Genomic DNA, 12,240 nt, shown 5'->3' with positions numbered 1-12,240 from the left:
ATTTAATTAGATGGAATATAAAGAAAAAATAAAATTTAGTACGAAATGGTATCTTATCACACTGATAATTTTTAACTGTTTTAATTGTCTCTTATTTTTAATAATACCTAAAAATAATGATTGGGAATTATTTTTCTTTAACTTTTTTGGCAGTATTTTGATATACACATTCTCTTTTTTAATGTATTTTATTTTGTCTTTGTTTTCAAATTTAATAAGTTCTAATTTTGTCTTCAAATTGGTCATAATATTTGTACTAATGGATTTAATTTCTTTATTGTTTGCTCAAAAATCAATGTTACTATCAATATTGACAACCATGGTACATGATGAGAATTATATTTTGTTGTTCTATCCTTTTTCGTTGCTTTTTTCATTGACTATTTTGTCTTTTTTAGCTAGACGATTAGATAATTCAAATAAATTAGATTTATAATCTGAACTAATTGAGAAATAAATTAAAGCCACTCCATATATATATATAACTGAACCCAAAAGTTTAGACAAATTTATAATTAAGTTTGATAATAATGAGCTCGATATTGTATTGGGCTCATTTTGTTTAAATTTGATTTAATTCTTTCGTTATTGTAATAGATTATGTATCTATTAATTTCTTTTTTTAATTGCTCTATTGATTTGAATTTTTGGGTATAAAACATTTCAGATTTTAATATTCCAAAGAAGTTTTCAATAATTGCATTATCGAGACAGTTTCCTTTTCTTGACATGCTTTGTTTGATTTTTTTTTGTTCTAATAAGTCTTGGTAATGTTTCATTTGGTATTGCCAGCCTTGGTCAGAATGAAGTATCAAATTTGTATTGTTTGGGATTTTTCTAAAGGCTTTTTTCAGCATGATTACTACTTGATTAAACACTGGTCGTTCTGTAACTTCATAGCTGATTATTTCCTGATTAAACAAGTCAATTATTGGTGATAAATATAATTTGTTTCCTCTTACATTAAACTTTGTTATATCGGTTGCCCATTTTTGATTTGGAGCTATTTTACCATTATCACCTTTATAAGATTTATACTTTTTTGCTCTAATAATACTTTTTAGCCCTAATAGATTCATTAATCTGAGAACTGTCTTATGATTGATAAGCAGTCCTCTGTTTTGCAGCTCATCGGTTATCCCTCTGTAGCCATAGCGCCCTTTATGCTTTTGATAAATGGCTTTAATCAGCTCTTTAGTTTCTCTGTATTTATCAGGTGATTTACTTTGTTTTTGATGATAGTAAAAACTGCTGCGTGCCATATCTGCTAGGTTCAGAAGTAATTCCAAACCATATTTATGCCTTAGCTCGTTTATGGCTTTGGATTTTTCCTGGCTTGAATTAAGGCTTGAAGCTTTTTTAGCAGTTCATTCTCACAGCGAAGTCTTTCGTTTTCTTTCAGCAGTTCCTGCTCTCTTATAAGGGGGCTGTCTGATTTACGCTTTTTGTCTTTATGGTCACTCATCGATACGGGTCTGCCTCTTTGTTTTGGTTTTAATCCTGTTAGTCCAAAATTAGCAAAATCTTTTTTCCATTATAAAATTATGGAAATATTGGGAATGTTAAATCGTATACCTGCCTGAATCAAGGAAAGAGAATCCTTTTCTATGCTTTTGAGTACTATTAGCTTAAATTCTGCTGAATAGCTTTGATTAATTCGTGGATATAAACCAATTTCACCATATGTTTTTATAAAAACTGACCCACTTACGAATATTCCATCTTGCAGTCTGCTTTAATTTTGAAACGTATCCAGCTGAATAGTGCTTCTTTAAAACCAATTCTACACATTCTAATCTAAATGCATAGTCATACTTTGCTTTTCTTTCCATAAAAAATGCCCCAAATAGTGTCTAACTTTTTGGGGAATGTTCACTTTTTTTGGTGTGGATTAGTACAATTGGTCTTGAAAAACCAATACACAAAATTTATCAAAGGTGTCATTTTATCCACCTCCAACCAAAGAATCTGAAGAAACCACAAACTAACTGCAGGGGAATAAATACAATAGTAACGGTTATAATGATTATACCTATTATTTAAAAGGTAATTTAATCAAAGATGGAAAAAAGAAATCACTGAGATACAATTCAATCCCTTAGATTTACTTAGAAAGAGTAAAAGATTAAGTAAGTACTTGTCTGGCTTAGAGGTAATACAAAGTTTTAATGTAAAGAACCAGTATTACAACGCGCAAAAAACACTCACATAAAAAAGAAATTCTTCGGAGTCGTTTTTTATGAAAACGGGGCTGTTGTTCATAATTAAATCATAATTTATAACGAGTGTGATTTATATTTTTAAAGTCAATCCCTATTTTTGCTATTCATACCTGAACTAAGATGAAATTACTTATAGTCGAAGACGAGCCAAATCTGTTGTCCATTTTACGGAAAGGATTTGCCGAGAACAATAATGAAGTTAGTGTGGCTCTGGATGGCAGAACTGCTCTGGAGATGATTCACAATTATAATTTTGATGTTGTCGTTTTGGATGTAATGCTTCCGGATATTAACGGAATTGAGATTTGCAGAAGACTTCGCGCCAGTAAGAATTTTGTTCCGGTGTTACTGTTAACCGCTCTTGGAACGTCAGAAAATATTGTGACCGGACTTAATGCAGGGGCCGACGATTATTTGGTAAAACCTTTTAAGTTTGGAGAACTTGATGCCAGAGTCAATGCACTGCACCGACGAGCTCATCAGGATACCGAAAAAGTAGATACTATAACCATTGGCGACTTAGAAATAAACGGCCGGGCAAAGACAGTAAAGAGAGAAGGAGAATCGATTATCCTGACCGCAAAAGAATTTAAATTATTATACTATCTGGCTAAAAATAGCGGTCGCATCGTTTCCCGCGATCAGATTTTAGATAATGTCTGGGATATTAATTTTGATATGAACACCAATGTTGTCGATGTATACATTACTTATTTAAGAAAAAAAATCGATAAACCTTTTGAAACCAAACTCATCCATACCATGAAAGGTCTGGGTTATGTGATACAGCCATAAAATGGATATAAGAAAAAAAATAACATACACTTATGTAGCCTTGTCGTCTTTTAGTACATTACTTCTATGTATTGTTGTTTTTGTTCTATTCAGAGAAAATAATCGTTACCATTTCTTAAAAAGGCTTGAAGACAGAGCTAAAATTGTCGCATCCATTCATTTTCAGAACGATCCTGAGAAAATAAAATACTACAGTAATCTTAAAAAAAACGGACTGGAAGAACTTATCGAAGAAGAAGAGTTTGTTCTAAAGATAAACAGTGCCAATAGTTTTGATTACAATACAAAACTGAATTTACCGAATGAGTTTTATACCAATATTTTAAAAACCGGAAAAGACTATTTTGAGGTAGAAAACAAATATTATTTAGGACAGGTTTTTACAGAGAATAATCAAAAATACATTGTAATTGTTGGAGCTCGTGACCGAAAAGGACCGACCACCACAATCTATATTTTAAAAATCATGCTGTTCGGAGGTATAGGTTTTATATTTTTGGCCTTCTTTTTGGGACGTTTCCTGGCCAAAAGAGTCATTAATCCTGTGGCAAGAATTACTAAAGAAGTAAATAGAATTAGTGCTTCCAACCTTCACAATCGCTTGCCGGAAGTCAAAAATTCAGATGAAATCTCAGATCTTACAGAGACTTTCAACGATATGCTGGATCGTTTGGAAACCTCATTCGAAATACAGGCCAATTTTATCAATAATGCTTCACACGAGTTAAAAACCCCTATAACGACAATCATTGCAGAGTCTGAAATCATGCTTTTGAAAGAAAGGGAAGTTCCGGAATACATCCAGTCCCTTGAAAATATTTACAGCCAGGCTTCCCGATTAGGAAACTTAACAGAGAGTTTGCTTAAACTTACACAAACAGGTTACGACGGTAAAAAACAGGTGTTGGATATTGCCAGAATCGACGAAGTATTAATGGATGTAAAGTCGGATTTAGATAAGATTTATCCGGATAATCGTGTAAGTATCAAACTTAATTTTGCGCCTAAAGACTCCAATTTACTTTTGATACCTTGTAATAAGCCACTTTTGGAACTCGCGATTAACAACATTATTACCAATGGTGTAAAATACTCGGATAACAATGAGGTTTTTGTTACCCTTTCAGCCAATCAGGACTGGATAAAGGTGGCGATCAACGATATCGGGATTGGGATCCCTCCGGAAGACATTCCGCATTTGTATGAACCTTTCTTTAGAGGTAAAATTGCAACTAAATATATAGGATACGGTTTGGGGCTTCCATTGGCTTCCAAAATCATCCGCATGCACGACGGAGAGATTCAGGTGCAGTCAGAGCAAAACAAAGGCACCATCGTAACCATTGTCTTTAATAAAACAAGTTCGAAGAAAAGCAACATTAAGACTTCTAATGTTGAATCTTAGAAAATTCTAATTTCATATTAAGACCCTTCTAATTTGACGGGAGTTACTTTGTAAGTATAAACTAAAAGAGTATACTTATGAAAAATTTCCTTATACCTACTACTTTAAAAGACGATACAATTTGTGCTGTAAAATCAGCTATTGGTCAGGCAAAAGATTCAGATTGCGAAATTATTCTTATGATGGTATCAGAAACTCCTGATGCTTTTTCATCCTCTAATTTTTTACGTGAAATGCGCACAGGACTTACTGCAAGTCAGGAAGAAGTACTGGACACTTGCCGATACATTATTGAACACACACCCAACTGTAAAATAAAAGTTCACAATCAATACGGACTTTCTTCTCCGATTTTTAAACGTATTATTGATGTTTTTGCTATAAAACTGGTAGTTCTTACCAATTCGTATAAGCAGGAAACAAAACGAATTCACCAATACCTGGTACAATTAGCCGGAAATCAAAAGTGTCCAATTCTGCATTTAGGTTCAGAGCAATACAAAGAAGACTTCAATAAAGCGCTTTATATCGAAAACGGTCGTGCCAGTATGCATGTAAAAGATGTTCAGCAATTTTTGAACAACAATTTTTCATTTGAAATTGTAAGCCAGACTTCCAGTTTTGAAGACAACTACGAAAATTTTGCTCCTTACTTATCAGAAGCGATTTCAAAATACGATATCGATTTGTTAGTGGAAACCCGCAAAGGAGAGAAGATACAATTCAAGAAAAATAAAAAAGAGAGCATAAACGATAAAACGGGTCTACCGGTGCTTTCGCTCTATGAAGAATTGGCGTAAAACCTCATTTCTTCGAAAAGAATACAAGTTTAATTTAAACGGAAAGATATGTTATTAAAGAAAAGAATTCCAATGAGGTACGTTCTCGGGAAAATTAAGGTGGAATTGGCACTTGTAATGACTTACACCATTTTATTTGAAATTTTTCATCATTATTTTATCAATGTAGCGATCGAAATACCAATCGCAATTCCTACCATGGTAGGTACAATTATATCCTTATTACTGGCTTTTAAATCCAATCAGGCTTACGACAGATGGTGGGAAGCACGCATTATTTGGGGATCAATTGTAAATGAATCCCGAACTTTGGTGAGACAAATGCTCACTTTTTATAAAGATCCGGGGTTTTCTGTTGAAGCAAACGAGTTTAAGGAGAACTTCACCAAAAGACAAATTGCATGGTGTTATAGCTTAGGACAGGCGCTGCGTAATAAAGATGCGATAAAGCCGATCAAAGATTTGATTAGTGAAGAGGAACTGAATTTTGTCAAAAACCATCAGAATATTCCAAATGCGATATTATTGCTTCATGGTAGAGATCTTAGAATTGCCAAAAAGGATAAACGATTAAATCCTTATCAACAGGTTGAAATAGACAATACTTTGTCAAGATTATGTGATGCAATGGGAAAATGCGAGCGTATTAAAAATACCATTTTTCCAACCACTTACAGCATGTACATCAGAATGACGCTGTGTTTGTTTATTTTGTTATTGCCTTTTGGACTGATCAGTTTATTGAGCTGGTTTGCCGTTCCGTTAATTACAATTATCGGAGGAACGTTCTTCTTAATTGAAAAAATGGCAATCCATTTACAGGATCCATTCGAAAACAGACCTACAGATACACCTGTAACGGCAATTTCGAATACTATCGAAAAGAATCTGATGCAAATGTTAAACGAGTATCAAAGTGAGTTTGACATCATCAAAGAATTCGATCTTAAACCCGATTTAAAAAAAGCGGAAAACAACGCTTATTTTGTTTTATAATTATGTGAATTGATTTTGGTTTCTCAATTTGTTAACTGGACAACGCTTTGTTAATGCGGCTGTCCAGTTTTTTTTTATGTGTTTTAACACGTTGGGTATAAGAAAAAAATAGATGTGAGATGTGAGATGTGAGATGTGAGATGTGAGATGTGAGATGTGAGTTGATAACTGCGACTATAAACTACGACTGCAAACTTTGAAAAGTGAGACGCCTTTTCTATAGATACAGTATCTATATTATGTGTTGAAACAATCGCCACAGATTAAAAAAATCTGCATAATCTGCGAGATCTGCGGGAAAAACATAGGTGTAAAATGTGAAATGCGACTGCAAACTGTTACTGTAAACTGTCACTTAGTTCTACTGATCAATCAATTTTCCCAGAGTTTGAATAGAGGATCTTAATTCATTAGTCCACGGAAGTCCAAAACTCAATCGCATGCAATTTGAGAATTGATTTTGAAAAGTAAAGATTCTTCCCGGAGCAAAACTAATTTTATGCTGCATCGCTAATGGATAAAAAGCAGCCGTATCTATATTCTTATCAAGTTCAATCCAAAGAAAAAAACCTCCTTGTGGCTGACTTACCTTGGTTCCTTTCGGAAATGACTCTAAAACCGTATTGATATAGTTCGTACAGTTGTGATTCAATATCTGTCGTATTTTTCGAAGATGATTTTCATAGCGGCCATTTTTCAGAAAGTCGCCAACTACCTGATGCGTGATGGTAGGAGTAGAGAGGGTATGATAGATTTTGTTGCGCAAAATCTCTTTTTTGAATTTCCCCGGAGAAACCCAGCCCACACGATACCCCGGTGCCAAAGTTTTTGAAACCGAACTGCAGCAAAGTACAATGCCACTTTCATCATAGGTTTTACAATTGGTTGGACGACTCGAGCCAAAGTACAAATCACCATGAATATCGTCTTCAATTAATGGAACGTTGTAAAATTCCATTAATCGCACCACTTCCTTTTTATGTTCAACAGGCATCATACTTCCAGAAGGATTACTGAAGTTGCTCATCAGCAAACAGAGTTTTATTTTTTTAGTAGAAAGCGCTTTTTTTAGGGCATCCAGTTCTATTCCAGTGGTCATATTGGTAGGCAGTTCCATGATATACAAACCCAAAGATTTGGCCAACTGCAGGATGCCAAAATAAGCAGGACTTTCGGTAATAATAGTATCTCCCGGTTTCGTTAGTGTCATTAAACAATGTGATATGGCACTCGTACAGCCTGGCATGGTGATAATGTCTCTTTCTGTTAAAGAACCTCCCCAGGTAAAGGACCATCTTGCAATTTCCTTCCGTAGATTAAGATTCCCCTGTACCTGTTCGTAACTTGTGCCACTATTAGGAAGCTGACGCATGGCCTGAATCATTCCCTTATTTAATTTGGCAATAGGTAGCAATTCGTTAGAGGGAAACCCCATAGAAAGCATCGTAATACTCGGATCGGTCATGTTTTTGTAAACCTGATCAATTAAATCTTCCCGGTCAATGTTCACGCATTTTAAAACAGGACTGCTGGGTGAAGGTTCAGGAATATTTCTGGCCGAAATGTTAGTCACATAATAACCGGATTGAGGTCTGGATTCTATAAGAGACCTGCTTTCAATTTCATAATAGGCTTTGCTTACGGTGCTCATGCTGTAACCCGTTTCGGCACAGACTTCACGTATAGAGGGCAGCTTATCGCCTACATTTAAAACACCCGATTTTATTTGTTTTTCAATTCGGTCTGCAAACTGCAGATACAAGTAGTTGGAATTTTTCATAAAAAAGAAACTGTTATGGTGCAATTTACAAAAACTGTATCTGTATTGCTGTTTTATTTTTTAGAAATTTGTTTTATTCAATAACGAACCTAAAAAGAATAACTTGTGAAAACAACAAAATATTATGTAGCGGCCATTATCTGTTTCATCATCTGGGGATTTTTTAGCTTGGCATTAAAGCCCATTCACGAGTATCCTTCTTTAGATATTTTATTCTATCGTGTTTTCAGCTGCAGTATTCTCATGTTACTGATTGTCTTTACTTTTAAAAGAAAAAGAATCAAAGAAACCATCGCTACCTTTAAAGCATTACCAGCCTTGGAGAGACGCAGATCACTTTTGTTGAATATTGGAGGAAGTGTTTTTTTAATGGCCAACTGGTTTACTTTTATTTATGTAATGAATCATGTTAGTGTAAAAGCAACTTCTTTGGCCTACTTAGTATGTCCAATTTTGACCACCCTACTGGCACACTTTATTTTGAATGAGAAATTAAGCAAAACTCAATGGATAGCTGTAGGGCTAAGTGTTTCCGGTTGTTTGCTTTTATCCTATGCCAATATTATGGATATGGTTTTTAGTATAGTCATTGGTTCTACTTATGCTTCGTATTTAGTAAGTCAAAGGATCAACAAAGGATTCGATAAATTTATTGTGCTCACCTTTCATATCACATTGGCAGCCTTATTTTTATTACCCTTTTACCCGGCTTACAGCGGACCGATTCCAACAGAGTTTAAATTTTATTTCTGTATCGAAACTATCGCGATTCTGTTTACCATATTCCCGTTGTTTCTCAATTTATATGCACTTTCCGGAATCAATTCTTCGACGGTAGGTATGCTTTTAAATATCAATCCAATGATTGCGTTTCTATTGGCTCTCTTTTGGTATCATGAGCCAATAGGATCCATACAAATTGTGGCTTATAGCATTGTTTTTCTGGCTGTATTGGTTTTTAATTCACATCATATTTTTGCCATTAGGCAAAAAATAACGCAATATCCAAAGGTTCTCAAGTAATTTGAAATACTTTATGTTTTTTATTGGTTTAAAATCTAAAGTATCAGAATCTTATCGGATGTGTAAACAGGAATGAATATTTTTCATTCCTGTTTTTTTTTAGAATGTGTACGCTTCTTTGTTTGCTTTTGCCCTTTCAGGGCGTAAACGATCATTTCTATGCTTCATAGCGCGTTGCACTATGCTTGTGCTTGGGCCTTCAGCCCTCTTACTATTTATTTCAGACACTTATATTTTTTCTTAATTCAGTTCGTAGTCCGTTGCACTATGTCAGTATTATTGGGCCTTTGAGTCTTCTTATCTATTTCGGATACTTATACTTTTTGTTTCGTTTAGATCATAATGCGTTGCACTACGCAAGTCTTATTGGGCTTTCAGCCCTTTTACTCATTTGAGATATTTGTGCTCTTTCTTAATTTAGATCATAGTACGTTGTATTATGCTGAAGTTATTAAGTCTTCAGTTTTTTTATTCATCGAGGACACTTATACTCAAATGTGAATTGATTAACCTTTAGGGAGTGAATATTTGAAAATCCGTGCTCTGAAAGAGCTTTAGCCATAGCATAGTGCGAAGCACTATGAATAATTAGAAATGATCGTTTACGCCCTGAAAGGGCAAAAGCCTAATTCCAAAGAAAAACAATTCTCGTATTTTGTATGGTTATTTTCCGGAACGAAGCTAAAATTACCACAATCTTAACAAGGTATGTAAGCAGGAATGAGTATTTTCATTTTTACTTTTTTAGATCACATAAAGGGTAAACACATAAAAAAGATCTAAGCGGCATAATTCGCTAAAAATCGATGTTTCGACACCTAAAAACCAATATTCCTATGAAAAACACCAAACTCCAGGCCTTTATTCCGTTGTTTTATTTAGTGTGGTCTGATGATTTACTGACTCAGAAAGAGTTTGTTACCATTCAGAAATTTATCAATGACCTTACCTGGCTTTCGCCCGAAGAAAAACAACAATTGCTTTCCAGAGTTGATATTTCAAATCCGCCGGGGCGAAATGAACTGACGCAATGGAAATTGGATATAGAGAAAAGCATTGAAAATAAAGAAGATATTAGATCGATTTTTGATATTGCCGTGGCACTTTCAGAAAAGGATCTGGACATTTCGACCTTAAAATCAAATTTTGTCCAACTGGAAAATGATCTGGGAATTTTAGGGGAAGAAGCGCTTCAGAATTTTAAAACAAAAGCGAATTCCTTTACATCAAACTCTCAGACTAACAGCAAGTTTGATGTTCAAAAAATTACAGCTCTTTTAAATGGTAAAGAAGCCGGGATAATCAATAGAGTAAAAGCAATTATTTCAAGACCTGAATTTGCATACGAAACTTCCACAGATATTAAGGTGTATCGCCAGACGGTTTACAATTGGTGTAAGCTGCTCGCAGCAGAGAATCTCGGCAATATGGCCTACCCAAAACAATATGGAGGAGGAGAAAACATAGCCGATTATTTTGCGATTATGGAAACCTTAAGTTATCATGACCTGAGTTTGGTAATCAAATTTGGCGTTCAGTTTGGACTTTGGGGCATGAGTGTTCAATCGTTAGGAACAGAAAAACATTATGCCAAATATTTAAGAGACATTGGAACACTAAAAATTCCGGGTTGTTTTGCGATGACCGAAACACATCATGGTTCTAATGTAAAAGGGCTGGAAACGACAGCAACTTATAATCATGCGGATCAGACTTTTATCATTCATACCCCAAATAAAAATGCTCAAAAAGAATATATCGGAAATGCGGCCATTCACGGTCAGATGGCAACCGTTTTTGCAAAACTAATTATAGACGATCACGATTATGGCGTAAATGCATTTGTTGTCCCATTAAGAGATACCAACGGAACTGTACTAAAAGGAGTTACGATTGGAGATTGCGGACATAAGATGGGTTTGAACGGAGTTGATAATGGAACTATCAGTTTCGATCAGGTAGTGATTCCGAAGGAAAACATGCTCGATCGTTTTGCCTCTGTAAATGACAAAGGGGAATTTGAAAGCCCGATTCCGAGTGACAACAGGCGTTTTTTTACCATGTTGGGGACTTTGGTAGGCGGTCGCATTGGGATTCCCCGTTCAGCGTTGGCGGCAGCCAAATCCGGATTGACCATTGCCATTCGATACAGCGATCAGCGTCGACAGTTTGGACCTGAAGGCGGATCAGAAGTTCCGATTTTGAACTATAGAATGCACCAGCGTCGATTGATTCCGCCATTAGCAAAAACATATGCTGTGCATTTTGCGCTGCAGTACCTTACCAATCGCTTTTTAAACAGAACTGAAGCTGAAATGCAGGAAATTGAAGCACTGGCCGCAGGAATGAAATCCTATTCGACCTGGAGTACAAGAGATATCCTTCAGGAATGCCGCGAAGCCTGTGGTGGAAAGGGGTATTTATCTGAGAACCGAATCGATGCTTTAAAAAATGACACCGAAATTTATACCACTTTTGAAGGTGATAATACTGTTTTAATGCAGTTGGTAGCGAAAAACCGACTCTCAGAATTCAGAAAAACTTTCGGAGAAATGGGCTCGTTAGGGATTATCAATTATGTGTATGAAAATGCAAAAACGGCACTTACCGAGAAAAACCCAATAGCCACCAGAAAAACGGATGACGAACATTTGTTGGATGGGGATTTTCATTTACAGGCATTTGTTCACAGAGAGAAAACAATTTTAGCTTCGGCAGCACGACGCATCAAAAAACTGGTTGATGGAGGTTTAGAACCTTACGACGCTTTTAATGTCGTGCAGCACCAAATGATCGACGTGGCTCAGGCTTATCTGGAGAGAGTGGTGCTGGAGCAATTTCAACTCGCAATTAAATCCGTAGAAGATAGTAAGACAAAAGAAATTCTAACGAAACTCAATCAGTTGTATGCGCTTTCACAATTAGAAAAAAATAAAGCCTGGTATCTTGAGGATGGTTATATGGAAGCTATCAAAACGAAAGCAATTCGTAAAATAGTCAATCAACTTTGTTGGGATATCCGACCTGACGCGGTCGCTCTGGTGAATGCTTTTGATATTCCGGAGAGCTGTCTGTCTGCACCAATTGCGGTTTAGTAGAGTAAAGAGTAAAGAGTAAAGAGTAAAGAGTAAAGAGTAAAGAGTAAAGAGTGAAGAGTTAAGAGTGAAGAGTGAAGAGTGAAGAGTGAAGAGTGAAGAGTGAAGAGTGAAGAGTGAAGAG

The 12,240-nt window shown here is 35.4% G+C and carries 7 protein-coding genes and 1 pseudogene; 6 read left to right on the top strand and 2 right to left on the bottom strand.

Going from position 1 to position 12,240, the window contains the following annotated elements; genetic code table 11:
• Positions 1–515: 515 nt before the first annotated feature.
• Positions 516–1,349, bottom strand: a pseudogene (locus tag JO950_RS18980) (IS3 family transposase); the annotation flags it as partial.
• 993 nt (positions 1,350–2,342) lie between these two features.
• Between JO950_RS18980 and JO950_RS18975 the strand changes: the two are divergent.
• From JO950_RS18975 to JO950_RS18960, 4 genes are all read left to right on the top strand, one after another.
• On the top strand, positions 2,343–3,017 hold the full coding sequence (locus JO950_RS18975) for a response regulator transcription factor (protein WP_017497070.1): 675 nt from the start codon (positions 2,343–2,345) through the stop codon (positions 3,015–3,017).
• A 1-nt stretch (position 3,018) separates the two neighbouring features.
• Complete coding sequence (locus JO950_RS18970; protein ID WP_017497069.1) at positions 3,019–4,422, top strand: HAMP domain-containing sensor histidine kinase; 1,404 nt, start codon at positions 3,019–3,021, stop codon at positions 4,420–4,422.
• A gap of 77 nt (positions 4,423–4,499) precedes the next feature.
• Positions 4,500–5,222, top strand: coding sequence for a hypothetical protein (locus JO950_RS18965; RefSeq protein WP_202704048.1), 723 nt, complete (start codon positions 4,500–4,502; stop codon positions 5,220–5,222).
• Between the two features lie 48 nt (positions 5,223–5,270).
• The gene (locus tag JO950_RS18960) at positions 5,271–6,218 is read left to right on the top strand and encodes a bestrophin family protein (protein WP_202704047.1); all 948 of its coding nucleotides are present in this window, start codon (positions 5,271–5,273) and stop codon (positions 6,216–6,218) included.
• A gap of 361 nt (positions 6,219–6,579) precedes the next feature.
• On the opposite strand, the gene JO950_RS18955 is transcribed toward JO950_RS18960, so the two are convergent.
• Positions 6,580–7,998: a PLP-dependent aminotransferase family protein gene (locus JO950_RS18955; RefSeq protein WP_202704046.1), complete on the bottom strand. Its 1,419-nt coding sequence runs from the start codon at positions 7,996–7,998 to the stop codon at positions 6,580–6,582.
• Positions 7,999–8,103: 105 nt separating this feature from the next.
• On the opposite strand from JO950_RS18955, the gene JO950_RS18950 reads away from it, so the two are divergent.
• Together JO950_RS18950 and JO950_RS18945 are read left to right on the top strand one after the other, a co-directional pair.
• The gene (locus JO950_RS18950) at positions 8,104–9,021 is read left to right on the top strand and encodes an EamA family transporter (RefSeq protein ID WP_202704045.1); all 918 of its coding nucleotides are present in this window, start codon (positions 8,104–8,106) and stop codon (positions 9,019–9,021) included.
• Between the two features lie 836 nt (positions 9,022–9,857).
• Positions 9,858–12,116, top strand: a complete 2,259-nt coding sequence (locus JO950_RS18945; protein WP_202704044.1) for an acyl-CoA dehydrogenase — start codon at positions 9,858–9,860, stop codon at positions 12,114–12,116.
• Positions 12,117–12,240 lie beyond the last annotated feature (124 nt).

The sequence above is a fragment of the Flavobacterium sp. UGB4466 genome, from assembly GCF_903469665.1.
Lineage (GTDB): Bacteria > Bacteroidota > Bacteroidia > Flavobacteriales > Flavobacteriaceae > Flavobacterium > Flavobacterium lipolyticum.
This window is presented reverse-complemented; position numbering and strand designations above follow the sequence as displayed.